The sequence below is a fragment of the Lacticaseibacillus sp. 866-1 genome (genome assembly GCF_016861825.1).
Lineage (GTDB): Bacteria > Bacillota > Bacilli > Lactobacillales > Lactobacillaceae > Lacticaseibacillus.
The window spans coordinates 32,529-57,037 of the sequence record NZ_BOLU01000013.1; the positions used below are offsets into that span (position 1 = coordinate 32,529).

The 24,509-nt window shown below is 58.2% G+C and carries 25 protein-coding genes; 17 read left to right on the forward strand and 8 right to left on the reverse strand.

The features are described from left to right. Positions 1–10 precede the first annotated feature (10 nt). From JUE30_RS05520 to metG, 4 genes are all read left to right on the forward strand, one after another. Positions 11–697, forward strand: a complete 687-nt coding sequence (locus JUE30_RS05520) for an NAD-dependent protein deacylase (protein ID WP_203623982.1) — start codon at positions 11–13, stop codon at positions 695–697. 10 nt (positions 698–707) lie between these two features. Continuing rightward, on the forward strand, positions 708–1,184 hold the full coding sequence (locus tag JUE30_RS05525; protein ID WP_203623983.1) for an NUDIX domain-containing protein: 477 nt from the start codon (positions 708–710) through the stop codon (positions 1,182–1,184). Then, complete coding sequence (locus tag JUE30_RS05530; RefSeq protein ID WP_203624007.1) at positions 1,177–2,004, forward strand: DUF72 domain-containing protein; 828 nt, start codon at positions 1,177–1,179, stop codon at positions 2,002–2,004. The genes JUE30_RS05525 and JUE30_RS05530 overlap by 8 nt, the downstream gene beginning before the upstream one ends. An 86-nt stretch (positions 2,005–2,090) precedes the next feature. Beyond that, the gene (gene metG, locus JUE30_RS05535; protein ID WP_203623984.1) at positions 2,091–4,070 is read left to right on the forward strand and encodes a methionine--tRNA ligase; all 1,980 of its coding nucleotides are present in this window, start codon (positions 2,091–2,093) and stop codon (positions 4,068–4,070) included. A 93-nt stretch (positions 4,071–4,163) separates the two neighbouring features. On the opposite strand, the gene JUE30_RS05540 is transcribed toward metG, so the two are convergent. Beyond that, positions 4,164–4,883 carry a hypothetical protein gene (locus tag JUE30_RS05540; RefSeq protein ID WP_203623985.1) on the reverse strand — a complete coding sequence of 240 codons (720 nt, stop codon included), beginning with the start codon at positions 4,881–4,883 and terminating at the stop codon, positions 4,164–4,166. 132 nt (positions 4,884–5,015) lie between these two features. Between JUE30_RS05540 and JUE30_RS05545 the strand changes: the two genes are divergently transcribed. The 8 genes from JUE30_RS05545 (at position 5,016) to JUE30_RS05580 (ending at position 10,865) form a co-directional block, all read left to right on the forward strand. Further along, positions 5,016–5,795, forward strand: a complete 780-nt coding sequence (locus tag JUE30_RS05545; RefSeq protein ID WP_203623986.1) for a TatD family hydrolase — start codon at positions 5,016–5,018, stop codon at positions 5,793–5,795. Beyond that, positions 5,792–6,358 carry a ribonuclease M5 gene (gene rnmV / locus JUE30_RS05550; protein WP_203623987.1) on the forward strand — a complete coding sequence of 189 codons (567 nt, stop codon included), beginning with the start codon at positions 5,792–5,794 and terminating at the stop codon, positions 6,356–6,358. The genes JUE30_RS05545 and rnmV overlap by 4 nt, the downstream gene beginning before the upstream one ends. Further along, a complete protein-coding gene (rsmA, locus tag JUE30_RS05555) occupies positions 6,351–7,235 on the forward strand; it encodes a 16S rRNA (adenine(1518)-N(6)/adenine(1519)-N(6))-dimethyltransferase RsmA (RefSeq protein ID WP_203623988.1) in 885 nt (294 codons plus the stop codon). The genes rnmV and rsmA overlap by 8 nt, the downstream gene beginning before the upstream one ends. Positions 7,236–7,359: 124 nt before the next feature. Next, complete coding sequence (locus JUE30_RS05560) at positions 7,360–7,611, forward strand: Veg family protein (protein WP_203623989.1); 252 nt, start codon at positions 7,360–7,362, stop codon at positions 7,609–7,611. 76 nt (positions 7,612–7,687) lie between these two features. Then, entirely contained in the window at positions 7,688–8,176 is a 489-nt protein-coding gene (locus JUE30_RS05565; protein ID WP_203623990.1) for a GNAT family N-acetyltransferase, read from the forward strand. A gap of 63 nt (positions 8,177–8,239) precedes the next feature. Continuing rightward, the gene (gene ispE / locus JUE30_RS05570) at positions 8,240–9,088 is read left to right on the forward strand and encodes a 4-(cytidine 5'-diphospho)-2-C-methyl-D-erythritol kinase (RefSeq protein ID WP_203623991.1); all 849 of its coding nucleotides are present in this window, start codon (positions 8,240–8,242) and stop codon (positions 9,086–9,088) included. Between the two features lie 143 nt (positions 9,089–9,231). Beyond that, entirely contained in the window at positions 9,232–10,110 is an 879-nt protein-coding gene (locus JUE30_RS05575; RefSeq protein WP_203623992.1) for a cation diffusion facilitator family transporter, read from the forward strand. An 80-nt stretch (positions 10,111–10,190) separates the two neighbouring features. After that, positions 10,191–10,865 carry a Crp/Fnr family transcriptional regulator gene (locus JUE30_RS05580; protein WP_203623993.1) on the forward strand — a complete coding sequence of 225 codons (675 nt, stop codon included), beginning with the start codon at positions 10,191–10,193 and terminating at the stop codon, positions 10,863–10,865. A 57-nt stretch (positions 10,866–10,922) separates the two neighbouring features. On the opposite strand, the gene JUE30_RS05585 is transcribed toward JUE30_RS05580, so the two are convergent. The 3 genes from JUE30_RS05585 to JUE30_RS05595 are packed head-to-tail and all read right to left on the reverse strand — an operon-like array spanning position 10,923 to position 12,894. Then, positions 10,923–11,456: an N-acetyltransferase gene (locus JUE30_RS05585; RefSeq protein WP_203623994.1), complete on the reverse strand. Its 534-nt coding sequence runs from the start codon at positions 11,454–11,456 to the stop codon at positions 10,923–10,925. Positions 11,457–11,495: 39 nt separating this feature from the next. Then, a complete protein-coding gene (fetB, locus tag JUE30_RS05590) occupies positions 11,496–12,254 on the reverse strand; it encodes an iron export ABC transporter permease subunit FetB (protein WP_125755920.1) in 759 nt (252 codons plus the stop codon). After that, the gene (locus tag JUE30_RS05595) at positions 12,247–12,894 is read right to left on the reverse strand and encodes an ATP-binding cassette domain-containing protein (RefSeq protein WP_203623995.1); all 648 of its coding nucleotides are present in this window, start codon (positions 12,892–12,894) and stop codon (positions 12,247–12,249) included. The genes fetB and JUE30_RS05595 overlap by 8 nt, the downstream gene beginning before the upstream one ends. A 216-nt stretch (positions 12,895–13,110) precedes the next feature. Between JUE30_RS05595 and purR the strand changes: the two genes are divergently transcribed. From purR to JUE30_RS05615, 4 genes are all read left to right on the forward strand, one after another. Then, entirely contained in the window at positions 13,111–13,962 is an 852-nt protein-coding gene (gene purR / locus JUE30_RS05600; protein ID WP_125755916.1) for a pur operon repressor, read from the forward strand. After that, entirely contained in the window at positions 13,959–15,098 is a 1,140-nt protein-coding gene (locus tag JUE30_RS05605; protein WP_203623996.1) for a VanZ family protein, read from the forward strand. The genes purR and JUE30_RS05605 overlap by 4 nt, the downstream gene beginning before the upstream one ends. Positions 15,099–15,255: 157 nt before the next feature. After that, on the forward strand, positions 15,256–16,665 hold the full coding sequence (glmU, locus tag JUE30_RS05610) for a bifunctional UDP-N-acetylglucosamine diphosphorylase/glucosamine-1-phosphate N-acetyltransferase GlmU (protein ID WP_203623997.1): 1,410 nt from the start codon (positions 15,256–15,258) through the stop codon (positions 16,663–16,665). A 174-nt stretch (positions 16,666–16,839) separates the two neighbouring features. After that, a complete protein-coding gene (locus tag JUE30_RS05615; protein ID WP_125755911.1) occupies positions 16,840–17,808 on the forward strand; it encodes a ribose-phosphate diphosphokinase in 969 nt (322 codons plus the stop codon). Positions 17,809–18,004: 196 nt separating this feature from the next. On the opposite strand, the gene mscL is transcribed toward JUE30_RS05615, so the two are convergent. The 3 genes from mscL to JUE30_RS05630 form a co-directional block, all read right to left on the reverse strand. After that, on the reverse strand, positions 18,005–18,373 hold the full coding sequence (mscL, locus tag JUE30_RS05620) for a large-conductance mechanosensitive channel protein MscL (protein WP_203623998.1): 369 nt from the start codon (positions 18,371–18,373) through the stop codon (positions 18,005–18,007). 87 nt (positions 18,374–18,460) lie between these two features. Beyond that, positions 18,461–21,193: a YhgE/Pip domain-containing protein gene (locus JUE30_RS05625; RefSeq protein ID WP_203623999.1), complete on the reverse strand. Its 2,733-nt coding sequence runs from the start codon at positions 21,191–21,193 to the stop codon at positions 18,461–18,463. 266 nt (positions 21,194–21,459) lie between these two features. Further along, positions 21,460–22,512 (reverse strand): YdcF family protein, encoded by a 1,053-nt coding sequence (locus JUE30_RS05630; protein WP_203624000.1) that lies wholly within the window; start codon positions 22,510–22,512, stop codon positions 21,460–21,462. Between the two features lie 78 nt (positions 22,513–22,590). On the opposite strand from JUE30_RS05630, the gene JUE30_RS05635 reads away from it, so the two are divergent. Next, entirely contained in the window at positions 22,591–23,034 is a 444-nt protein-coding gene (locus JUE30_RS05635; RefSeq protein ID WP_125756006.1) for an NUDIX hydrolase, read from the forward strand. Here JUE30_RS05635 and JUE30_RS05640 read toward each other — a convergent pair. Further along, a complete protein-coding gene (locus JUE30_RS05640; protein WP_203624008.1) occupies positions 23,031–24,374 on the reverse strand; it encodes an HD domain-containing protein in 1,344 nt (447 codons plus the stop codon). The genes JUE30_RS05635 and JUE30_RS05640 overlap by 4 nt on opposite strands. Positions 24,375–24,509: the final 135 nt, after the last annotated feature.

Sequence of the window (24,509 nt, forward strand, 5' to 3'; positions counted from 1 at the left end):
GAGAGTCAGCATGTTTGATCTTAAACAAGCAATTGCCGAGGCGAAGTTTGTGACCTTCATGACTGGCGCTGGCGTGTCGACGGCGTCCGGTATTCCGGATTACCGCAGCAAGGGCGGGCTGTATTCCGATCTGGCCAGTCCGGAAGAGGCGCTGTCCGACGAGAACCTCAGGCAGCACCACGCGGCCTTCCACGACTGGGTCGTCAAGAAAATGTATTACCCGGATGCTAAACCGAACGTGATCCACGAGAAAATGGCCGCCATCACGAACGCAAAAGGGGCCATTGTCACGCAAAATGTGGACGGCCTGCACCAAAAAGGCGGCGCCAAGCACGTCATCGAATTTCACGGCAATCTTTACAATATCTTCTGCCAGACGTGCGGCAAGCACTTTGACTACCAGACCTACCTGCAGTCGGATGTCCACCAGGAAGACGGCGGCATCCTGCGGCCAGGAATCGTGCTGTACGGCGAGCCGATTGACCCGGATGTCGTGGAACGGGCTGTTTTGGCCATCAGCCAAGCCGACCTGCTAGTAGTGGTGGGCACCAGTTTTCAGGTGTACCCGTTCGCCGGTTTGATCAGCTATGCCAAGCCAGGTGCGGTGCTCGCGGCGGTCAACCGCGAGCCGATCGCGCTGCCGGCCGGGGCCCACATGGTCGTCGGTGATGCCGTTGACGTGTTCAGTAAGTTATAGGAGTGATCGCATGACAAAGCAGTTAACGGTCGGTTTGGTGACCACCAAAACCGGCGTGGTCCTGATCAACCGCGCAAAGCCGCCGTACCGCGGCCTGTGGAACGGGCTGGGCGGCAAGGTAGAGCCCGGCGAAACGCCGCGCGAAGGCATGGCCCGCGAGTTTCACGAAGAATGTGGGCTGGTCTTGCCGTCTGATGTGTTTAAAGCCTGCGGACTGGTGCATTGGTACGTCGACGGCGCGCTGTTAGGCGACCTGTTTTTGTTCAAGGCGGAAACCAGCCAGGAACTGACGCTGCCGATGCAGACGCGCGAGGGCATTGTGGCGGCCATGGATCCGGCATGGCTCACCGCCTCGGATAACCTGGGATTGGTCCCGGATCTGGGCGCGATGCTGCCGTACTTTGAGGCAGGCAGCAGCGTGACGACGCTGCGCTCAGATTTTGAAGGCGAGCGGTTCCTGGGCCTGAAGGCAGTCAGTGATGATTAACGTCGGGCTCACCGCGGTAGCGGATCACCCAGACTTGGCGAGCGGCCGCACTAGCAGCCTGGCGGATCTGGCGACCACGTTTCCGGTGGTGGAGCTGGACACCACGTACTACCAGGTGCCAAGCGACCAGGTCGTGAGTCACTGGCTGCAGCAGGTGCCAAGCAGTTTTCAGTTTGTGGTCAAGGCGACGGCGGCGATGTCCGCTCACAAAGTCGAAGATCCCTATGACGCTGGGGCTGAGTTCACCGGGCTAAAACGGGCGCTGGCGCCGATGCAAGCGACCGGCCAACTGGCGGCGGTGCTGTTTCAGCTGCCGCCTTATTTTGGCGTCAGTGCTGCCAACATCCGGGTGCTCAATCGGATTCGCACGCTGTACCCCGAGCTGCCGGTCGCGCTGGAGTTTCGCAACGCCGGCTGGTATTTGCCGGAGTATCGGGACCAGACGCTGGCTTTGATGCGCGAATTAAACCTGATCCACGTGGTGGTCGATGAGCCGCAAACGCCAGCCGGCAGCGTGCCGCTGGTGGCAGCGGCGACCAACTCAGAACTGTCGATCATGCGGCTGCACGGACGCAACGTGGCCGGCTGGCAGCGCGGTGGGGCCAAGTGGCGCAGCGAGCGCACTAACTACCGGTACACTCAAGAGGAGCTGCAGGCGCTGGGCCAAATCGCCAAGCAGTTGGCCAAGCAGTCCAAGCAGGTGATTGTGATTTTCAACAACAACGGTCACCATGACGCCTCGCCCAACGCGCAGCAGTTCATTAAGCTGCTGGGGCTGCATTATCAGGGCCTGGGACCCCAGCAGCTGGATTTGTTCTAACGGCCTTTTGGCCTAAATGCTATACTTGAAGGCATACGAGCATCCGGCGCCATTTCGCCGGGTGACTTTTTCAGGAGGCTCTTTCAATGTCAAAACCCACTTTTTATGTGACCACGCCGATTTACTATCCATCTGGTAAGCTTCACATCGGCAACGCGTACACGACCATCGCGGCCGACGTGCTGGCGCGCTACAAGCGTCTGACCGGCTACGATGTCTTTTTCCTGACCGGCACCGATGAGCACGGGCTGAAAATCGAACAAAAGGCCGACGCGCTGGGCATCACCCCGCAAGCTTACGTCGACGGTATGGCGGCGCAGATCAAGCAGCTGTGGAAAATGCTCGAGATCACCAATGACAAGTTCATTCGGACCACCGACAAGGAACACGTGGCGGCGGTTCAAAAAATCGTTGAGCGCCTGATCAAACAAGGCGACGTCTACCTGGGTGAGTACACCGGCTGGTACTCGGTCGAAGACGAGGAGTACTTCACTGAATCGCAGCTGGCCGAAGTCTACCGCGACAAGGACGGCAACGTCATCGGCGGCAAGGCCCCGTCCGGCCACGAGGTCAAGCTGGTGCACGAGCCGAGCTACTTCTTCAAGATGAGCAAGTACACGGATCGCCTGCTGAAGTATTACGACGAGCATCCCGACTTCATCCAGCCGACCAGCCGCAAGACGGAAATGATCAACAACTTCATCAAGCCGGGCCTGGAAGACCTCGCGATGAGCCGTACCAGCTTCAACTGGGGCGTGCCGATCCCGAGTGACCCCAAGCACGTGGTTTACGTGTGGGTTGATGCGCTGCTCAACTACATCACCGCGCTGGGCTACGGGTCGGCTAACCAGGATCTGTTCGACAAGTACTGGCCGGCCGATGTGCAGCTGATCGGCAAGGAAATCGTCCGGTTCCACACCATTTACTGGCCGATCATCCTCTTTGCCCTGGACCTGCCGCTGCCGAAAAAGATTTACGGTCACGGCTGGCTGGTGATGAAAGACGGTAAGATGAGCAAGTCGAAGGGCAATGCCATTTACCCGGAGATGATCGTCAAGCGTTATGGACTCGACGCCTTGCGTTACTACCTGATGCGCGCCATTCCGTTTGGCAACGACGGCATTTTCACGCCTGAAGATTTTATCGACCGGATCAACTTTGACCTGGCCAACGACTTGGGCAACCTGCTCAACCGGACGGTGGCCATGATCAACAAGTACGACGGTGGTGTGCTGCCGGATCTGGCCCAAACTGAGCCGACCAAGTTCGACGCTGATTTGGAGCAGGTGGCGAAGGACGCCATCGCCAAGTACGGCGACTTGATGGACAACTTGCAGTTCTCTGACGCCTTGGACGCGGCCTGGAAGCTGGTGGCCCGCGCGAACAAGTACATCGACGAAACCGAGCCATGGAACCTGGCCAAGACGCCGGAAACCAAGAAGCAGCTTGATTCCGTCATGGGGCACCTGGCCGAAAGCCTACGCCTCATCGCGCTGCTGATCCAGCCCGTGATGACCCACGCACCCAAGCAAATGTTCGAGCAGCTCGGCCTGGATCCGGCCATTGATGAGCAGGAGACCCTCGAATGGGGCCACCTGCCGGCCGGCAATAAGGTCGTTGAACAGGGCACGCCAATCTTCCCGCGGCTGGACGCCGAGGAAGAAGTCGCGTACATCAAGTCCCAGATGCAGCCGCCAAAGAAGGCCGCGACAGTCGACGAAAAGACGCGCAAGGGCGAAATCGAATGGAAGCAGTTCGACAAGTCCGAGATTCGCGTCGCCGAGATCCTGAACGTCGAAAAGGTCAAAAACGCCGACAAACTGCTCAAGTTCACGCTGGATGCCGGGGATGAAGGCACGCGGCAGATCCTGTCCGGGATCGCCGAGTACTACCCTGATTTCAAGCAGCTGGTGGGCAAGAAGGTGCTGGCGGTCGTCAACCTGAAGCCGCGCAAGCTGAAGGGGGAAATGAGTGAAGGCATGCTGCTGTCGTCTGAAGACAACAACGGCAAGGTCACCTTGCTTCAAGTGGATTCAGCCATCGAAAATGGCAGCCTGATCAGCTGATCTGGCCGCCGGATACGTCGCCTGCCGGGCGGCGTTTTTTCGTGGTTGACCGCAAAAAAGAGGCGCTGCTGGGCGCCCCTGGGGGTAAAGCGATTAAGCTTCGACTTCGACCTTGGCCTGCCAAGGCGTGGCCGTTTTGGCCAGCGGCTTGGCCAACGCGGTCAGCACTTTGGACGAGGCGAGCAGGCCGTTGACTTCTTCGCCGCTGTCATGGGCGAAGTTCAACTGCGCTTCCAGCTCGGCCGCAGTGAGCCCAGCTGCGTAGAACGCCAGCGGCAGGTCGGTCGCATCACTTTGCTGCTTGAACAATGAGGCTGCCTGGGTGCGGTCGTAGTCTGGTGTAGCCGGTGTTTTCACGAAGCCGTCAACGTGGCTGAGCGGCACCGGCGCTGGCACTGCCAACACCGTGGCACCGTAGCGCGGATCGCTGAACTCGCGGGTCATCGCGATGATTTCCTCTGGCACCGTGCCTGCCGCTTCGGGGGTGGCCAGCGCCAGCACAAAAGCCAGGTGATTGGCCTTGGCCTCGGCGCCCACGCGCTCCACCAGGGCCTTTTTGCGGTCGTTGATCACCTCATCGGCATCGGCCAAGTAAGTGAGGTGCAGCAGCACGCCGTCGCCGCCGGTTTCGGCGATGCGCAGCGCACTGAGGTCGGCTTGCAGGCCGGGCAGCCCGGCTGCATCCGCTGGCGCATCGTAGGTCATCAGCCGGCCGAGGACCTCGGTGTGGTCGGTGGTGGCGGTGAGCACCTGCTGGTGGTTGGACAAAGCCGTGAGGTGGGCGAATTGGCCCGCGGTCAGTTTGACAGACATATTGATTCCTCCCAGGACAAGATTACATTTAGTGTACGCTAGCTGGGCGCCGCTGCCACAAAAAATTTGGCCCGCGGTTTGTGGAAATTCGCTGCCCTGCGTATAATGAATTGCGACATCTAAGGAGCAACTATGAAAATTTTTGATACCCATACCCACCTGAACGATACGCCATACGCCGGCAAGGAGGCCGAGTACGTCGAAGCGGCTAAACAGCTCGGCGTTGCGAAAATGGCCATTGTGGGCTCGAATGCCGAGCTGAACGCGGGGGCCATGCGCCTTTCCCAGCAGTTCGCCAATCTTTACGCCATCGTCGGCTGGCATCCAGACGACAGCAAGGATTATGACCAGGCAGCCGAAACCCTGCTGGAAGAACAGCTCGCAGCGCCTAAGACGATTGCGCTGGGCGAAATTGGCCTGGACTATCACTGGGACAACAGCCCGCGGGAGATCCAGCGCCGCGTGTTTCGCCGTCAGCTGGCGATTGCCCGCGAGCTGCATCTACCGGTCTCGATTCACTCGCGCGACGCGTTTGAGGACAGCTATCCGATCCTTAAGGACGCCCATGTTGGCGACTTTGGCGGCATCATGCACAGCTTTACCGGGGATGCTGAGTGGGCCAGGAAGTTTCTGGACCTCGGCATGTATATTTCGTACTCCGGGATCATCAGCTTCAAAAATGCCCCGCTGGAGCACGCAAGTGTCAAGGTGGTGCCGGCAGACCGGCTGCTGGCGGAAACGGACGCGCCGTACCTGACGCCGACGCCGTACCGCGGCCGCCAGAATCAGCCGGCCTACACCCGTTACGTGGTCGAGGCCGAGGCCAAGTACCGCGAGGACACACCGGAACACATCGCTGCGTTGACGTGGACCAACGCCCACCGGATTTTCGGCTTGAAGGAGACAGAATGACGGCTTTTAAGCAAATCATCGTGGTCGAGGGCCGCGACGACACCAAGCGCCTGACTGAGGCGTTCGGCTCCATCGACACCATTGAAACGCGCGGCAGCGCCATCGATCAGGCCACCTTGGACCTGATCAAAAAGGCGCAGGCGACGCGCGGCGTCATTGTGCTGACCGATCCGGACTTCCCGGGTGAGAAGATCCGCAAAACCATCAGCGCGGCGGTGCCAGGCGTGACCCACGCCTTTTTGCCGGTCAAAGAGGCGGTGCCTGACCACAAGGGGTCGCTGGGCGTGGAACACGCCAGTCCCGCGGCGCTGAAGGAGGCCCTGGCCCATCTGGTGACGGAGCAACCTGACGCCACGCCGCTCATCCCGCGCGCGGTGTTGCTTGAGGCCGGGCTGCTCGGCGGGCCGAACGCCCGGGCGCGCCGAGAGCGGCTGGGGGACTTGCTGCACATTGGGTACACCAACGGCAAACAGCTGCAAAAGCGCCTGGCGCTGTTTGAGATCAGCGAAGACGCCTTTGCGGCGGCGCTGAAGCAGTTGAACAAGGAGGAGCCGCATGCCTGAACACGAGTACATTGCATCACCCAGCCGCACCAAGGAAATTTTGCAGCGCCACGGGTTTCGGTTTAAGAAGCGCCTCGGCCAGAACTTTCTGACCAACCCCAAGGTGCTGCAGCGCATCGTTGCTGCCGGCGGCGTGAGCGCAGCCGACGACGTGATCGAAATCGGTCCAGGGATTGGCGCCTTGACGGAGTTTTTGGCGGAAAGCGCCCACCAGGTGCTGACCCTTGAAATCGATCCAAGGCTGTTGCCGGTACTGGCGGAAACCATGGCGCCATACCCGAATGTCGCGGTGGTTGAGGCGGACGTGCTGAAGGCTGACCTGCCAGCCCTGATCGCCGAGCACTTCGACGGCCAGCACCAGCTGAAGGTCGTCGCCAATTTGCCGTATTACATTACGACGCCGATCTTGATGCACCTGATCGAGGCCCCGGTGGCCTTTGACGACATCACCGTCATGATGCAAAAAGAGGTCGCGGACCGCTTAACCGCCGCTCCCGGCAGCAAGGATTACGGCAGTCTCACCATCGGCGTGCAGCAGCGCATGGCCATTGAGGTGGCGTTCACGGTCAGCCGTACCGCTTTTGTGCCGGCACCCAACGTGGATTCGGCCATCGTCAACTTGACGAAGCGGTCGGCGCCCTTGGCCAAGATATCGGACCAGGCGGCGTTTGACCGGCTGGTCCGAGGCAGCTTTGCCGCGCGGCGTAAGACGCTGTGGAACAACCTCACCAATTTATTTGGCAAGGACGAGGCGGTGAAGGCCAAGCTGACGGCCACGCTCGCTGCGGTTGGCGTGGCACCGAGTGCCCGGGCCGAAACCCTCAGCATCCCGCAATTTGCGGCCTTGGCGGAAGCGCTAAAGGCGAACGGGCTGTAAGCTTGACCTAATCGGGAAAATTTGCGCGGTTTTCAATGATTCTCGCTTGTGTACACCCTTTTGTAATGGTATAATTGCAAATTTCTTGCAAATCTGCTAGAATGTTCACTAAGGGGTGAAGTGCATGCCAATTACATTAGCAAGCATCAAGCAGCAACTCGACGCAAAAGTCGGGGAGAATTTGACCGTTGTCGCACAAGCGGGTCGCAAAAAAGTGATCCGCCGCAAAGGCACGCTGAAGGAAACTTATCCGGCAGTTTTCGTGGTCGCCCTAGACCAGAAGGAAAACTCGTTTGAGCGCGTTTCGTACAGTTATGCTGACCTCCTCACCAAATCGATCCAGATTACATTTGATGACGAAGAGCAAGCTTCATAAAAGCAAACCAGCCGCTGCCTGCGGCTTTTTTGTTACGTTCAGTTTTGGGTGATGATTCTGGAAGGAGTTCTTGGCGATGCTAAAATTTCATGCGGCCCACTCGGCTGCAGACCGCGCGGCGGCGCTGACCGTTTACCAAAGCAACCCGGCTTTTTTTACCCAGCTGAAGCAGCAGCAGCCCACAGCGCTCACCGTCCGCGAGGATGCCGAAGCCTATCCGGACGACGTCAGCGAAACCCAGAAGCACTACGGGCTGCTGCTGGTCAACGGTGACCCAATCGGGGTGCTGGACCGGCTGAATGGCTACCCGGAGCCAAGTACGGTGTACATTGGGCTGCTGATGATTCGCAAGGACCGCCAGCGGCAAGGCCTGGGCCGGCGGACGATCGACGGGCTGGCCAAGCAGTTTCGCCGCCAGGGCTACACCAAGCTGCGCGTTGCCGTGGCGGCAGACAATCCCGCAGGGTTGGCCTTTTGGCAGCAAATTGGGTTCACGCCGGTGGGCGAGGGACACGCCGAGGCCGCCGTACCAGTCGTGATTTTGGATCGCGACTTAGCGGACTAACATATGAATTCGGGCGGTAAACCGGTATAATTAGGCAAAACAAGTAGAGACTGGTGGTTGATCATGGAACTGATCCAGAAGGCCCCAGCCAAGATCAATCTCAGTTTAGACGCCCTATTTCAGCATCGTGACGGGGCCCACGAGTGGGAAATGGTGATGACGTCGGTTGATCTTGCTGATTATGTGCGGATAAAACCAAGCCGCACAATCACAGTCGCAACCGATAGCGGATTTCTCCCTGAAGACCCGCGTAATTTGGCGTACCAGGCGGCCTTGGCCCTGCAGCAAGCAGCTGGCGTGCGCCAAGGCGCCGCCATCGAGCTGGAAAAGCATATTCCAGTCGCGGCTGGGCTGGGTGGCGGCTCGTCTGACGCCGCGGCCGTCCTGCGCGGCTTAAACGAGTTGTGGGGGCTGAACTGGCCGTTAGCCCGGCTGGCCCAAGTGGGACTGGCGGTGGACTCTGACGTGCCGTACTGCGTGTACTCGCAAACCGCTTTGGTGCAGGGCCGCGGTGACCAAGTGACCCCGCTGGACCGGCGCCCCGACTGCTGGGTGATTCTGGCCAAGCCAAGCATTTCGGTGTCGACCGCCAGTATTTTACGCGCGATCGACTATGATCAGCCGATGCCGCGTCCGGACACCGCCAAAGTCGTGCGCGGCGTTCAAACCGGCAACTTTGAGCTGATGACGACCGGCATGGCCAACTCGCTGGAGTCGGTGACGGCCGCGCGGCATCCGGAGATTTTAGCCCTTCAGCAGCGCTTTTTGCGCTACGGCGCGGCAGTCGCCCAGATGTCCGGCAGCGGGCCAACCGTGTTTGGCCTGTGCCGCAAGCGCAGCCGGGCGCACCGCATTTATAACAGTATGAAGGGGTTTTGCCGGGAGGTTTACCTGGTAAGGCCGTTGCAGTAGACGTCAACAGGCGTCTTTTTTTATTCGTAACCAGTCCTGATAAACGCCGGTGCGCCGGGGTTTGGTTGACTTTGCTCAGGGGGTAGCCGACAATGAAGCTGACCGGTTGCACCATTTGGACCGCACGCACGGGAGGCATTAGGATGACACAACCGAAACCAAATCACGCGTTTCGCTGGGGAATTTTTCTCAATTCAATTTATATCATCGCCGAGGTCGGCTTTGGCTTGGCCATCGGGTCCATTGCCCTGGTGGCCGACGCCTTGCACAACCTGAGTGATGTGCTGGGTCTGTGCATCGCCTGGTTTGCCAGCTGGCTGACGCTTCTGAAGCCGACGACGCAGCGCACATACGGGTACAAGGGCTCCTCGATTCTGGCGGCTCTGATCAATGCGGTGTTTCTGCTGGTGGCGATGGGGGCCATTATTGTCGAGGCCGTGCAGCGCCTGGCCACACCGGAGCCGACAAAAGGCGCGGTCGTGATGCTGGTGGCCGGCGTCGGAATTGTCATCAACGGCGCGACGGCCATGCTGTTTCATGCCGGCCAGCAGCGCGACTTGAACATTCGCGGTGCCTTCATGCACATGGCGGCCGACGCCGGCGTGTCTTTGGGCGTCGTGGTCGCGGGTGGCCTATACGTGCTGACCGGCTGGGAGTGGCTTGATCCGGCCATGTCGATCCTGGTAGCAGCGTTTGTCCTGATTGGGACCTGGGGGCTGCTCAAGGACGCCTTGAACCTCGCGATGGCCGCCGTCCCCAAAGCAATCGACCCAGACAAAGTGCGGGCGCTGATCAATGCCTATCCCACGGTGGCGGGCTGTCATGACCTGCACATCTGGGCGCTGAGCACGACAGATGTGGCGCTGACGGTGCACATCACGCGCAAAACGGATGTCAACAACGATCAGTTCCTTGAAGAGCTTGGCCACAAGCTGCGGCACACGTTTGACATTGCCCACGTCACGATTCAGGTCGAGTACGGCGACTACCTGCCGCTTCAAGCCGGGGACAACCCGTACTGAGCCGCCAACTTGACGCAGATCAAGTTATACCTGCGCGGATCCTGGTATGCTGGGTTCAGGTAGCAAAGGGGGAATTCGTCATGCATCAGCATGAAGCAGAGGATTGTGTGCGGCTTGTGCCGATTTTTCAAACGCTCAGCGATGCCGACATCACGGCAATCGCCAGATTGGTTCGCGACCAGACGCTGAAGGCCGGCGACTTTCTGTTCACTGAAGGCACACTGGCCGATCGCCTTTACATTCTGGCGCACGGCCAGGCCAAGGTCACGCAAAGCACCGCTGCCGGCCGCGAGCAGCTGCTGCGGGTGCTGGGTCCCGGCGATTTCGACGGGGAAGGGGTGCTGTTCACCAAAGGCGAGCACACGACTACCGCCACAGCCCTGACCAAGTTATCAGTCTGCACCATCAGCCAGCACGACTTTCAGGCACTGCTCAAAAACACCCCGGCGCTGGCGCTGAACGTGCTTAATGCGCTGGGACGGCGGGTGGTTGCTTTGGAAGCTAAGACCACGGCGCAGGCGGTGGCCAGCGTCTCCGAGCGGCTCGCCAACTACCTGGTGGAAACTGCCGGCGCCATCGGCAGGGAGAGCTTTGACCTGCCCCTGAAGAAAAAGGACCTCGCACAGTACCTGGGCACCACGCCGGAAACCATCAGCCGCAAGCTGGCGAGTTTTGAAGCCGCCGGGCTGATCCGGCAAAGTGGACGCCAGCACATCGAGGTGCTGGACGAAGACGGACTGGCATTACAGGACTGACACATAAAAAACCGGCAGCAACACGTTTTGGCGTGTCGCTGCCGGTTTTGGTGTGGCCTAAAAGTCGCGGTAATAGTAAATGTCTGTGTCGCCTTCCTGGGTGGTGAAGCGGTAGTCGTTGGTGTTGAGCCCGCCGATGTGAAACCCGGCCGCCAGGTAGAAGCGGTTAGCCCCGAGGTTTGAGCCCTGCGCGATTGTGCACAGGCCGCGCTTGTGGTGCGCTTTAGCCAAAGGCTCAGCCGCGTTCAGCAGCTTTGCGGCAATGCGTTGGCGGCGAAAGGGCGGGTCTACCTTGAGATCGGCCAAGTACAGATAGCGATTGAAGTGAAAGTCATATTCAAAGGTCGCAAGTGCCACGCAGCGGCTGCCTTCAAATGCGCCCAAGGCAAAACCTGCCGCGTCGATGGCGCTCAGCTGGTAATTTTCTTCGGGAAAGATTTGCTCAAACGTCTGGTCGCTGAGCTGCTCCTGGTGGTGCCAGCCCGTTTCGGTGCGGGTGACGAGCAGCGTGCCGAACCGTTTGAACGGCTGGTTGGGCAGACGCAGAGCCGCCTCGTTTACTTGCGTGATGCGTTTAATTTCGATCGCCATGAGTTACCTTCTTCCGCTTAAAATGGGTACCTGCCTAGTTTACCGCAGTTGCAGGTCCTCGTTGAAAAATTGCGGGTAGGCGCGGTAGCAGGCGATGACGCTGGCCAGACTGGTGGCGGCCAGCAGCATGAACGTGACCATAATCTGGTACATGATGGCCTTACTGGGATCGATGCCGGCAAAAATCAGGCCGGACATCATGCCTGGCAGGCTGACCAGCCCGACCGTTTTGGCCGAGTCAATCGTCGGGGCCATGCCAGTCTTGATCGCGTTGCGCACGATGTCAAGCGTTGCCAGCTTGGCGTCGGCACCCAGGGCCAGCCGCTCCAGCACTGCCTGACGCTGGTCGTGAAAGGACGCGTTGAGGTTGCGGTAGCACAGGCCGATGGCCACCATGGCGTTAGAGGCGATCATCCCGGAAATTGGGACGATCTGGCTCGGGGTGAACTTTACCGCATGGGCCAGGACCAGCAGGGCAATCGTGGTGATGGTGGCCACGCTGATGGCGAGCAGTGAGATGGCGAACGCGTGGGGAATGCCGTTGGCGCGGCCACGGGCGTTCCAGGCGGCATTCAGGATGATGATGACCACCATCAGCAGGGTGAGCGCCGGCCGGTCAACCTTGATGATGTAGGTTAAAACGTACCCGACCACGGTAAGCTGGATGACGGCGCGAATGACGCCGATGATCATGTCTTTTTCCAGGCCGATGTGTTCTTTGAAGTTGAGCAGCAAGGCGATGATGACCAGGATCACCGCAAAGGCCAGGGCGGTGGGACTAACAATCAGATTATTCATGTTCGGCCTCCATTCTGCCGGCGGTGATTGTGATTAGACGGTGGGCGACAGCAATCTCGCTTTCGTCATGTGTGACGGCCAGTACGCTGACGCCTTGGTGCAGATTTTTATCCTCGATCAGCTGGTGAACAATGTCCTTGGTCGCCGTGTCCAGCCCGGTCGTCACCTCGTCGAGCAAGATCACATCCGGCGTGAACAGCAGGTTGCGGATCAGGGCCACGCGCTGCTTCTCGCCGCCGGACAGTTCCTTGATCGGCTTGTCTAACATGCTGGCAGACAGGTCGACCTGCTTTAGCGCGGCGGTCGCCTTTTCCGGATCAAACGGTTGGTCGCGCAGCGTGAAGGGAAAGGCCAGATTGTCGCGCACCGAATCGCCGAACAGGCTCGGCTGCTGGAAGCAGTACGAGACCTGGCGCCGGTAGTCCACCTTGGCGTAGTCGCTTTGCGGCTTGTCGTGATACAAAATGGTGCCAGTGGTCGGCGTCAGCAAGGTGGCAATCAGGCGCAGCAGCGTGCTTTTACCAGACCCCGAGGGGCCGGAGAAGGTGACGTATTCCCCCTCCGCCACGGTGAAGCTGACATCGCTCAAAATGGGGCGCCCCCCGGTTTCGAAGCCCACATGATCCAAAGAAAATAGCAAGACCTCACGTCCTTTCTATACAATAATCATTCTAATCTAACGGCGGGAAAATTGCATCAAATTACCTGAACTGAACGCAAAAATTTGAATTAGGCGAACGTTCGGAAGTTTTTTCTAATAATGCTAGGAATTTTGGCTGAAATCCCATATAATATTGAGGATTGGTACCAAATTCGGTGCGATAATCCAAATATTCGGAGTTTAAGGAGATTACTCATGACAAAAGTTCGGCGTAGTGACCGGTTGATCGACATGACCCGGTATCTGTTGGAGCGGCCCCACACCCTGGTGCCGCTGACTTACTTTTCCAAGCGTTACGATTCCGCGAAGTCTTCGATTTCCGAGGACCTGGCAATCGTGCGGCGCGTGTTTGCAAACCGCCAAACCGGGATACTCGAAACCGTGCCAGGGGCGGCCGGCGGGGTCCGGTTCATTCCGACTATCGGTGAGGCAGAAGCAGAGGCATTCATCACTGAGATGTCGCACCGGCTTTCCGAAACCGACCGCCTGCTGCCAGGCGGCTACGTTTACCTGTCCGACCTGCTGGGCACGCCGGACGTGCTGCGCCAGATTGGCCGGCTGATTGCGACGCAGTACCTGGACGCGAAGGTCGACGCGGTGATGACGGTGGCCACCAAGGGCATCCCGATCGCGCAAAGCGTCAGCCAGTACCTTGACGTGCCATTTGTGATCGTTCGCCGCGACAGCAAGATCACTGAAGGCTCGACCGTGTCGGTCAACTATGTCTCGGCCAGTTCGGCGCGCATTGAAAAAATGGAGTTGTCTAAACGCAGCCTGCCAGCCGGCTCGCGGGTGCTGATTGTCGACGACTTCATGAAGGGCGGCGGCACGGTTAACGGCATGCGCAGCCTGATCAAGGAATTTGACGCAGAGCTGGTTGGCATCTCCGTGTTCGCCGAGGGCAACTTCTCTGGCGACCGGATGGTGACGGACTACACCAGCCTGATCCGCGTAGATGAAGTCGACACGAAGGCCAACACGCTGCACGCCATCGCGGGCAACTACCTCGCGCAAAATCAAGACCGCCTGCACGCACTGAAAAAATGAGTGCTTACCTGATTCCCATTAAAAGTGCGGTGATTGCTTTTCCCTTCATCGCACTTTTTGTGTCGTTGCCATTCATGGTGGGCCAGTATCGGAAGTACGGCAGTTTCCTGTTCTGGCGGGCAGTGGTGCTGTACAGTTTCGTGTTCTACCTGCTTTCGGCCTACTTCATGATTATGCTGCCGCTCCCCAGCCGCGCTAGCGTGGCGGCGCTGACGACACCGAAATACAACCTTGTGCCACTAACGGCTTTGCGGACTTTTTTCGCGACGACAGTATTTTCACCGCTCCACCCGGGGACCTGGCTGGCGGCGCTCAGGCAGCCGGGCTTCATTCAACCGGCGTTCAACTTGGTTTTGACGCTGCCGTTTGGCGTGTACCTGCGTTACTATTTCAAGCGCAGCCTGAAGCAAGTACTGGTGATGACGTTTGGCCTCAGCCTGTTTTTCGAGCTGACGCAACTGTCCGGGCTGTATGGCATTTACCCGCGGCCCTACCGGCTGTTTGACGTGGACGATTTGATCATCAATACGACCGGCGGGGTGCTGGGCGCCCTGATCGCGCCGGCGCTCATGCGGGCGTTTCCGACGCGTGAGGAAATGGACCGCAAAAGTTATGCGCAAGGCGGCCGGGTCACCTGGCTGCGGCGGTTTGTCGCTTTCATCATCGATAACGTGGTCGGCGTGGGCCTGGTCAGCCTGGTGTTGACGCTGCTGACGCGACTGTTTAGCCTCAACAGCAGCTTGCTGACGGTTTTGATCAACGCGGTGTTTGCGCCGCTGGTCGTGTTTGTCCTCGGGCCTTTGCTGTCAGGCGGGGCAACGTTGGGCAAGCGGCTGGTGCGCATTCGTATTGTGCGAGAAGACGGCCGCCCTGTGGGCTTTTGGCGCCTGCTTTACCGCGAATTTCTGCTTTACGGCTTTGCTAAGTATGTGGCGATCGGCCTGAACACGGTGTTTGTGGACTTGTTTTCCAAGTTTCACCGCACCGACCTTAACTGGACGCTTTTTGTGCTTTTGGGCGCAGCATTCCTCTTCCTGCTTGCCAACTTCTTGTGGGAAGTGATCACCCGGGACAATCATTACTTCTACGATGTTTGGGCCAAGACTAAGCAGGTCAGCACCACCGTCCACCAGTGATGGTTGTCCCCCGGGCGAGTCGACACTGCGTCACACAAACGGGCCAATCGGCGGTGTAAACGCCGGTGTCAAGCGGTCTATTCCACTGAGAAAATTTGCGGTAAAAGGCCGCCTGGGCTATGCTTGAGGCAACTTGAATTGAGATAGGAGCATGAACATGACGAAGAAATTCACTCTCATTTTGGCGGCCGGCAAGGGCACCCGAATGAAGTCGAAGCTCTACAAAGTGTTGCATGAGGTCTGCGGCAAGCCGATGGTCGACCACGTGCTGACCGAGGTGGAAAAGACGCACCCGGACCAGGTTGTGACCATTGTCGGCCACGGCGCCGATGCCGTCGAGCAGGCGCTGGGCCAGCGCACCAAGTACGTCGTCCAGGAGCAGCAGCTTGGCACGGGTCACGCGGTGCTGCAAGCGGAGCCGCTGATTGGTAAGGAAAGCGGCATGACGCTGATTGTCTCCGGCGACACGCCACTGTTTACGGCTGAGACGTTCGAGCAGCTGTTTGAATATCACCAGGACAAGGGTGCAACGGCGACCATTTTAACCGCGCAGGCTCCGGATCCGTTCGGCTACGGCCGGATCATTCGCAGCGACATCGGCACGGTACAGAAAATCGTCGAGCAAAAAGATGCGACGGCCGAAGAGGCCCGCGTGGATGAGATCAACACCGGCGTTTACGTCTTTGACAACCACGAGCTGTTTGAGGCGCTGCACCAGGTCAAAAACGACAACGCGCAGGGCGAGTATTACCTGCCCGACGTGATCCAGATCATGAAGGCCAAGGGTGACGTGATCGCGGCTTACCGGATGCCTGATTTTTCCGAGTCGATGGGGGTCAACGATCGTGTGGCGCTGGCGGCTGCGACCAAGGTGATGCAGGCCCGCATCAACAAGCAGCACATGCAAAACGGGGTGACGCTGATCGATCCTTCGACGACTTACATCGACGCCGACGTTGAGATCGGGCCGGACACCGTCATCGAACCCGGTGTTTCGCTCAAGGGCCACACCAAGATCGGCGCCGACTGTAAGATCGGTACGCACTCTGAGCTAATCGACGCGACCCTGGAAGACGGGGTCACCGTCACCAGCTCGACGATTGAGGATTCGATCATGCGCAAGGGCTCAAACATCGGGCCAAACTCGCACCTGCGCCCGCAGTCGGACATTGGCGAAGCCGTCCACATCGGCAATTTTGTTGAAGTGAAAAAGGCCACGATCGGGCCGCGGACCAAGGTCGGCCACCTGACTTACGTTGGCGATGCCACCCTGGGGTCAGACATCAATGTCGGCTGCGGGGTCGTGTTCGTGAACTACGACGGCGTGAAAAAGTGGCATACCAATGTTGGCAGTCACGCCTTCATCGGTTCAAACTCGAACATTGTGGCGCCGGTCAAGATCGCGGACCACAGTTTCATCGCCGCGGGGTCGACCATCACCGATGATGTGCCGTATCACGCGATGGGCATCGCGCGGGCCCGCCAGACCAACAAGGCGGACTTTTGGGACCGCTCGGCACTGGCCAAAGATGGCGAGTGGAACGCCGACGATTCGCATACTAAGTGAAAATAATGATGAAAACCAGCGGGCTTGAGCTGAAAGTCGGCTGGTTTTGTTTGGTTAAAATCTGATGACACTGACCCGCGACACCGTCCTTAACCAGAATGTTCTGGTATAATCGGCTTGTAAAGTATGTGTCGGTGGCTGTTATGTCGTCATGTCAATCTGATGGAGGAAAACATGTCTTACTCTGATCCAAAGTTGAAGATTTTTGCCCTGAACTCGAACAAACCCCTGGCGGAGAAAATTGCCGCTGAAGTGGGCGTCGAACTCGGGAAGTCGTCGGTGACGCGGTTCTCCGACGGGGAGATCCAGATCAACATTGAGGAAAGTATTCGCGGGGATGATATTTACCTGATCCAGTCCACCTCCGCGCCGGTCAACGACAATCTGATGGAACTGCTCATCATGATCGACGCCCTGCGCCGCGCTTCCGCTCACACGATCAGCGTTGTCATTCCTTACTACGGCTACGCACGGCAGGATCGCAAGGCCCGCTCGCGTGAACCCATCACCGCCAAGCTGGTGGCGAACATGCTCGAACGCGCCGGGGCCACGCGCGTTTTGGCACTGGATCTGCACGCCGCCCAAATTCAAGGGTTCTTCGACATTCCAGTCGATCACCTGATGGGGGCGCCGCTTTTGGCGGATTACTTCATCCGCAATGGTTACACCAACGCCGACACGGTTGTTGTGTCACCAGACCACGGCGGTGTGACTCGGGCCCGCAAGCTGGCAGAGTTTCTGAAGGCGCCAATCGCCATCATCGATAAGCGCCGCCCACGGCCAAACGTGGCCGAGGTCATGAACATCGTTGGCCATGTTAAGGGCAAGCGGTGCATCATCATTGACGACATGATCGATACTGCCGGCACCATCACGCTGGCCGCGCAGGCGCTCAAAGACGCCGGTGCCATCGAGGTCCAGGTGGCGGCGACCCACGCCGTCTTCTCCGGCCCGGCCATTGAGCGGCTGCAAAACAGCGCCATTGAGCGCGTGGTTGTCACCGACTCGATCAACCTGCCTGATGCCAAGAAGATCGACAAGTTGACGATTGTTTCCGTCGGCCCGCTCATCGGCCGCGCCATCACGCGCATCCAAGAAAACAAGCCGGTTTCGCCATTGTTTGAAAACCGGTTCACCAAGTAAAGCAAGTTTTAAGGCGCCACGCAAAAGAGGCTGAGACAAAATTGCCTAGTCGCGTTCCATAAAGCGACGCCCAAGCGCACAAACGCCCCTGCACCGCGATTCTAAAAACGAGTCGTGGTGCAGGGGCGTTTGTGCTTTGGGCTAAAACCGCTTTATGTCTCAGCCTCTTTTTTGACGTGCAGTAAGTGGCCCTGGGTTAGTTTTGCTGCTTGGCCAACAGGTCGCGGATCTGCGTCAGCAGTTCCTCTTGGGTTGGTCCAGCCGGTGCTGCCGCTTTTTTTGGCAACAGGCGGTTGGCCGTCCGCACAATCAGGAACACGATGAAGGCGACGATCAGAAAGTTCAGGACATCGTTGATGAACTGCCCGTAAGTGAAGGTCGCACCGGCTACGGTAACGCTGAGCTTGGCCAGGCTCGAGCTCTTTAGGAACAGGCCAATCAGCGGGTTGATCAGGTTCTTGGTCAAACTGGTGACGACCGCGGTGAACGCACCGCCGATAATGACACCGACCGCCATGTCCAGCACGTTGCCGCGCATGATGAAGGCCTTAAATTCTTTGAGCACTGAGATTCCCCCTTATTCTCATTTGATTTCATTGTAGCAAAATGCCCGTGTTTCGGCCGGTCAAATCTGCCGATGATGGAGGTCGGACTACTCAATGATTTGAGAGTTTCTGGTGATGTGGTGCATTTTATTGATCCAGGGGCGAATCGGCCCTTTGAGCAGGAGTCCAAGAAAGAAGAAGACGACCCCAAACGCCAGCAATTTCCATACGTCCGTCCAGAAGTTGGGCCAGTAAATGCCGCCAACAGTTTCGCGCAGCAGATTGACCGCGTAGGTGAACGGCAGCCAGGGGTTGATCATTTGGAAGAATTTGCCGGATAAGACCACTGGAAAATTGCCGCCAGCGCCGGAAATAGATAAGACCAGGATGATGATGCCGATCCCTTTGCCGATGTTTCCAAACAGGCTGATCAAGGCGTACATGATGGACACAAAGACGATGCTGAGAAACATGGCCCCGAGCAGGTACAGTGGTTTGTTGACCACGTAGGTGCCAATCAGGTAAATGTTGCCCAGCCCGGCGATGAGACCTTGAAGCATGGCCAAGCCGGCAAAAGTCAACCACCGGGCGGCGTACTGCTGTCTGATGGTGACGCTGGTCAGCGCTTTGGGCAGTTTGTATTCGGTGATCAAAATTGCGCCGAGTAGCAGGGCGCCGACCCAGATGCAAAGGGCCAGGTAAAAGGGCGCGCTTTGTGAGCCGTAGGTCGGAATCGGATAAATGCTAGTTTGCGCGATCGTGACCGGATCAGCCAAAAAGTTGGCTTCTTTGGCGGCGTCGCGCCGCAGCAGCTTGATCAAGGCGCTCAGGTCGATCGTTTTTTCACTTTGCTTAATGGCACTGCTGCCCCGCTGGATCGCGTCCTTCAAGGTCGGCCAGTCATTCTGCTTGAACGCAGCCGCAGTGGTCAAGCCTTGCTTGAGTGCTGGCATCTTGGCATTGGCCAGGGCCAGAGTCTGAGTCAGCTGGGTTTCGATGCCAGGCAGGTCAGTGGCGATAAATCGACTGGCGGTCTGCAATTTGGTGCGCAGCGCGGGGAAATCGCTCTGATAAAGGGCCGCGACGGTGGTGACCCCGCTTTGGATCAGGGCCATGTGGCTATTAAGCAGGGTGTTGGCATCAGTGAGTTCTTGACGCAAGGCGGGCAGCTGAGCCTGCGTCTGGGTCAGGAACCGGTTCGCCTGGGTCAGCAGTGATTTTGTGGTCGCCAGCAGACTTGGCAAGGCCGGGATAATTTGATTATTAATGGTTGAAAGGGTAGTTTGCGAGGCCCCCAAAATGGTCGCAAACTGACTCAACACCTGGTGGACACTGGCACCCAGGTGCAGCTGCTGAAGGCTCGCCGCAGCTTGAGCAAAGGCTTGGGCCTTAGTGTTGAGCTGAGCGAGCCCAGCTTGCAGCTGCGCAGTGGACATGGTTGGGACTTTTACGGCCATGGCGGTTGCTTCAGCTTGGACCGCTTGCGCAGTCGCCGCGAGTTGATTTAACTGCCGGATGGCTTCGGCAAATGGCGTCGCAGTGCTGTTGTGCAAGTGCTGAAAACTTGTTTGAACCTGGCTCAAAGCCTGTGCCGTTTGGGTGGCCGCACTGGCCGCCTTGCCTTGCTGCGCTGCCAGTGCCGTAAGGTGGTCAGCCATGGCGGCCTTGACCGCGGCGGTGTTGGGGCTGGTGTCAAGGCTTGCCAGCTGCTGCTGCAGCTGGGTGAGGCTTAAGCTTAAACTGGTGTTGGCGGTTTGAATCAAGCTGAGTCCTGAATCGACAGCACTTTGAACAATGGTCAGCGCCTGCTGGATCTTTGGTAGCACCTCATTTTTGGTGGTTGCCACTGCCCCTTGGGCGCTGCGGCCGAACGCGGTCAAGGCCGGCAGGGTCCCATCGACCTCGTCGATAATCGTGAGACTTTGCTGGGTGACCGTGATCCCGTTTGTGACTGCGGTGCTCAACTGATCAAAATTAGTTGCTACGGTGTTCAGTTGCGTGCCTGCCTGCCGGACTTCGGGCAGTTTGGTTTGCACCTGACCCGCCAGCTGGCCAGCTGAATCGATCATCGGCAGAAACTGCTGCGCCGAAACCAGTTTCTGCGCCATTTGATTCACTTCAGGCAGATAAGTGGCCATCTGATTGGCGGTGTGGAGTTTGGCTTCAATCTCTGGGACTTTGGTCTGCAGTGCCGCGACTTCATTCAAATATTTTTCGATTGTCGGCAGCTGGGCGTCGGTGGTCGTGACCAGACTGGCAAAGCGCCGGATCATCGGGAGATTGTCGTCCAGCTTAATGCCAGCCTGATTGAACACGGTGACCAGCGTTTTAGCCACGGTGTCGACGAACTGTTTGGAAATCGTGGTTTGCAGTGTTGAGGCTGCCGAACCAGTCAGCTTGGGCGCGACCGCGTTGATCTTTTCGTTGACGTAGTAATGCAGTTTCGGCTTTTGCAGCTTGCCGTCCACAATCGTCAGCAGATCTTTGGAAAAACGCTTGGGGACGACGATCCCAGCGTAGTACTTGCCGGACCGCACGCCGGACACCACCGCCTGCTTGGAATCGACAAAGCGCCAGCCGAGCTTCTTGTTGTGGTGAAGCTGATCGATCAGTTCGCGGCCGATTGCAATTTGCTTATGCTGAAAAGTGGTTGCGCGATCCGCGGAGTAAACCGCAACTTTGAGATCTTGCGTGTTGGAATAGGGATCCCATAGCGCCCACACGTTGAACCAGCAGTAAAGGCTGGGGATGACGACCAGCGCGGCGATTAATAAGAAAGCAAATGGACTCTTAAAAATGCGTTTCCAGTCCAGCACAAACAGACGGCCGATGTTCTTCATATTCTTCTCCTCATTAACCCCTTGCGCTCCCCCGGCGCTAGCATACCCAATTTTTGTTCTGATTAATAGCCCCTTTGATAATTACCCAAAATGAGCGGGCTGCTTGGCGCACGCAAAAGAAAGCAGGACGGATAGTCTAGTCGCGTTCCATAAAAGCGCGCCCAAGTGGACAAGGGCCTCTGCACCGCGATTCGATAATACGAATCGTGGCACAGAGGCCCTTGTGCTTTGGGCTAAAACCGCTTTATGTCTCAGCCTCCAGGTCGTTAGCCACTGATTCGGCCGATGGCCACGCTTACCGCGATCAAGGCAATCACGATGGCGGCAACGATATGGCGCCGCTTGTGGATCACCACGAAGGCCAGGTATTCGCGGATCACGGCGTTCGGGAGGTAGTAAAACGAGGTGGCGGCCCCGACGCCGTTGGCTTTAAGCCCCGCCGCCCGAGCGAAGACGCCGGCGCGAAACAGATGATAGTTATTGGTGAAAAAAGCGACCTTCGCTGCCTTGCCGTCTTCGCGCTGGTCAATCAGCGCTTTAGAGAATTTCATGTTTTGGTAGGTGGTTTTGGACTGATCCTCAATCAGCGTGTCGGCCTTGGAGACGCCGTGCGTGATGGCCCATTGCTGCATGGCCACACTTTCGGGCAGCGCCTCGTCCGGCCCCTGGCCGCCGGATAAAATGATTTTCGGCGCTGGCCGGCCCATGCGGATCTGTTTTTGATAAAAGTCGACTGCGACTTGAATGCGCGAGGCCAGAAGCGGGCTGACGCGGCTGCCGTTGAGCAGCCCAGCGCCAAGTACAATCAGGTAATCACGATCGTGGCGCGGCCGCTGCAGGTTGTACAGCACCAGGATGGTCAAGAAATTATACAGCGCCACCAGCTCGTAGCCAATCGCCAGTATGAAGAAAGTACTGAGCCCTGCATAGAGCCAGTTGGGGACCCAGCTGCGAGCAAACACCGCGGCCAGCTCCAGCAGAATCAAACCGCCGGCAAGTGCCAGAGTCAGCATGTTGGCCAGGCTGTGGCCTTCGCGCCGCCACACCAGCCACGCGTTCCAAAGCAGCCAGACCAAGTGCAGCGCGACGATCAGCGCGATCACCAGCACGAAAATGATGAATAAGGTCAAGGACACCGCAACCAGTAGGCGATTTTTCGATCCTAAAATGGCCAGCGCAAGGGTGGTCAGGGTCGTCAGCGCAAACAGGTTGAACAGCATGCCGTTGTAAAGGTGTCGGGGTTCGTGAATGAAGCTGGCAAGAAACAAGGCGCCCATGAGAATGGCCGGCAGGTAGAGCCAAAGGGGCAAGGGGGACATTTGATCACATCCTTAGTGGCGGTTAGACAATGAGTCGAGTATAATGAGGAAAAAATGAGAAAGAGGACGGCAGCGATGATGTCAGAGCCAGTATTTGGCCAGAAGGATCCGAAGCTGGATTACCACAAGCGCGTTGGGGTGTACGGGGTGATCCCGGATCAGGACGGCAAACGCCTATTGATTTTGCAGGCGCCGAACCACGCGCTATTTTTGCCTGGCGGCGAGGTGGAACCCGGCGAAACCGACGAGGAGACCTTGACCCGCGAGCTGCTCGAGGAGTTCGGGGTCAAGGTGAACATCGGCGAAAAGCTCGGGACGGCTTCGGAGTATTTTTACTCCCACCACCGCCAGACCGCCTATTACCATCCAGCAACGTTTTACGCCTGCACCGACATTCAGCAGGTTCAAAGTCCCCTGGAGGACTTCAACACGCTGATGCTGATGCCGATCGCCCTGGCCGCCGCCTCCCTGAAGCGGCCCACGCACCGCTATGGGGTGGCCCAGTGGCTGCGCACTCGCTAGCGCGGATCGATCAGGGAGTCGTTTAAGATATAGGTTTGAAAACGCGCGTAGGTGCCGGCGAATAAATCGTCGGCCTTTTTGCTCAGCATCACTTTCGGGAAGTAGAAGCGCTTGTCACCGATGGCTTTGCCGGAAATGGCGGCCACTAGCGGCGACAGAGTCGACAGTTCCTCTAAGGTGCCGTCGCGCTGAATGATCTCGATTTGGGTCTTCGGGTCGGCGACGCTGGGGTCATACTGGTCATAAGGCAAGTCAAAGCTGTCGTTTTCGGCCGTGTAATAAGCCGGGTCGAAGCCGGCCTCGGCCACTAGGGCCTTGAGCTGCGGCAGCAGGCGCGCCGTTTGCGTGGTGAACGCCACAGACTTTAGCGGCCGCCGGCTCAAGAAGCGGCTGGCCAGGTCCTGGAGCACTAGGTCCGGGTAGTCGAGCCAGTAGGTGAAGTAGGTATTGAGCACGCCGTCGTCCAGGCGCAGGTAGTCCTGCAAGTTGAACTGGTGCTCAAAAAACGGGATCAGCAGCCGCGGGTTGAACCGGGTGTCGAACTTGCCGGCTTCGTACAGCGTCTTCGCCCGCTCCAGCAGGTGGGTGAGGATCATTTCCATGCTCCGAGACACGGGGTGGAAGTAGACCTGCTGGTACATCTGAAAGCGGCCGACGATGTAGTCTTCGACCGCGTGCATGCCGTTGGCGTCAAAACCGATGCCGCCGCGATACGGCCGCATGACCCGCAGAATGCGGGCCAGGTCGAACTCCCCGTACTTGGTGCCGGTGAAGTAAGCGTCTCGCAGCAGGTAGTCCATGCGGTCCGCGTCGATTTGGCTGGAGATCATTTGCACGACCTGCGGGTTGGGGTAGGTGTGCGCGATGACACTGGCCACTTTTTCCGGAAAATCCGGGGCGACTTCGCGCAGCACCGCGTTGACCTTGGTGCTGGGATCAGTCAGGATGCGCCGCGTGATGGCCTCGTGATCGGTGTCAAAAATGTGCTCGAAGGTGTGCGAGTACGGGCCGTGGCCGATGTCGTGGAGCAGCGCGGCACACAGCGCAACCAGCCGTTCGTTGTCGTCCCAGAGGCCATCGCCCGGGGTTTGGGTCGGGTAGTTGACGGCGAAGTTATCGCAGATCTGGCGCGTGATCTCATACACGCCCAGGCTGTGGGTGAAGCGGGTGTGCTCGGCGCCTTGGAACACGTAATCGGCCACGCCGAGTTGCTTAATGCGGCGCAGGCGCTGGAACTCCGGGGTGTTGATCAGATCCAAGATGACCTGGTGCTGGACGTGGATGTAATTGTGGACCGGATCGCGGAAGACTTTTTCGCGGGGAAGCAGTTTGATGTTCATCATATTCTCCTTCATGAAGGCTGGCAGTGTACAGACTCGCACTGCGCAGTGATTTCGTCAGTTCCTATTATAGGCAACTTAAAAGGCGACTGCATCTTTACCCCCAATTGTGCCGGAAGCTTGGCGAGTAAGTTA

What these genes read in the sequence shown, in the direction of transcription:
- JUE30_RS05520 (WP_203623982.1), top strand. Translation starts at nt 11, where the DNA reads ATGTTTGATCTTAAACAAGCAATTGCCGAGGCGAAGTTTGTGACCTTC.
- JUE30_RS05525 (WP_203623983.1), top strand. Translation starts at nt 708, where the DNA reads ATGACAAAGCAGTTAACGGTCGGTTTGGTGACCACCAAAACCGGCGTG.
- JUE30_RS05530 (WP_203624007.1), top strand. Translation starts at nt 1,177, where the DNA reads ATGATTAACGTCGGGCTCACCGCGGTAGCGGATCACCCAGACTTGGCG.
- metG (WP_203623984.1), top strand. Translation starts at nt 2,091, where the DNA reads ATGTCAAAACCCACTTTTTATGTGACCACGCCGATTTACTATCCATCT.
- JUE30_RS05540 (WP_203623985.1), bottom strand. Translation starts at nt 4,883, where the DNA reads ATGTCTGTCAAACTGACCGCGGGCCAATTCGCCCACCTCACGGCTTTG.
- JUE30_RS05545 (WP_203623986.1), top strand. Translation starts at nt 5,016, where the DNA reads ATGAAAATTTTTGATACCCATACCCACCTGAACGATACGCCATACGCC.
- rnmV (WP_203623987.1), top strand. Translation starts at nt 5,792, where the DNA reads ATGACGGCTTTTAAGCAAATCATCGTGGTCGAGGGCCGCGACGACACC.
- rsmA (WP_203623988.1), top strand. Translation starts at nt 6,351, where the DNA reads ATGCCTGAACACGAGTACATTGCATCACCCAGCCGCACCAAGGAAATT.
- JUE30_RS05560 (WP_203623989.1), top strand. Translation starts at nt 7,360, where the DNA reads ATGCCAATTACATTAGCAAGCATCAAGCAGCAACTCGACGCAAAAGTC.
- JUE30_RS05565 (WP_203623990.1), top strand. Translation starts at nt 7,688, where the DNA reads ATGCTAAAATTTCATGCGGCCCACTCGGCTGCAGACCGCGCGGCGGCG.
- ispE (WP_203623991.1), top strand. Translation starts at nt 8,240, where the DNA reads ATGGAACTGATCCAGAAGGCCCCAGCCAAGATCAATCTCAGTTTAGAC.
- JUE30_RS05575 (WP_203623992.1), top strand. Translation starts at nt 9,232, where the DNA reads ATGACACAACCGAAACCAAATCACGCGTTTCGCTGGGGAATTTTTCTC.
- JUE30_RS05580 (WP_203623993.1), top strand. Translation starts at nt 10,191, where the DNA reads ATGCATCAGCATGAAGCAGAGGATTGTGTGCGGCTTGTGCCGATTTTT.
- JUE30_RS05585 (WP_203623994.1), bottom strand. Translation starts at nt 11,456, where the DNA reads ATGGCGATCGAAATTAAACGCATCACGCAAGTAAACGAGGCGGCTCTG.
- fetB (WP_125755920.1), bottom strand. Translation starts at nt 12,254, where the DNA reads ATGAATAATCTGATTGTTAGTCCCACCGCCCTGGCCTTTGCGGTGATC.
- purR (WP_125755916.1), top strand. Translation starts at nt 13,111, where the DNA reads ATGACAAAAGTTCGGCGTAGTGACCGGTTGATCGACATGACCCGGTAT.
- JUE30_RS05605 (WP_203623996.1), top strand. Translation starts at nt 13,959, where the DNA reads ATGAGTGCTTACCTGATTCCCATTAAAAGTGCGGTGATTGCTTTTCCC.
- glmU (WP_203623997.1), top strand. Translation starts at nt 15,256, where the DNA reads ATGACGAAGAAATTCACTCTCATTTTGGCGGCCGGCAAGGGCACCCGA.
- JUE30_RS05615 (WP_125755911.1), top strand. Translation starts at nt 16,840, where the DNA reads ATGTCTTACTCTGATCCAAAGTTGAAGATTTTTGCCCTGAACTCGAAC.
- JUE30_RS05625 (WP_203623999.1), bottom strand. Translation starts at nt 21,193, where the DNA reads ATGAAGAACATCGGCCGTCTGTTTGTGCTGGACTGGAAACGCATTTTT.
- JUE30_RS05630 (WP_203624000.1), bottom strand. Translation starts at nt 22,512, where the DNA reads ATGTCCCCCTTGCCCCTTTGGCTCTACCTGCCGGCCATTCTCATGGGC.
- JUE30_RS05635 (WP_125756006.1), top strand. Translation starts at nt 22,591, where the DNA reads ATGTCAGAGCCAGTATTTGGCCAGAAGGATCCGAAGCTGGATTACCAC.
- JUE30_RS05640 (WP_203624008.1), bottom strand. Translation starts at nt 24,374, where the DNA reads ATGAACATCAAACTGCTTCCCCGCGAAAAAGTCTTCCGCGATCCGGTC.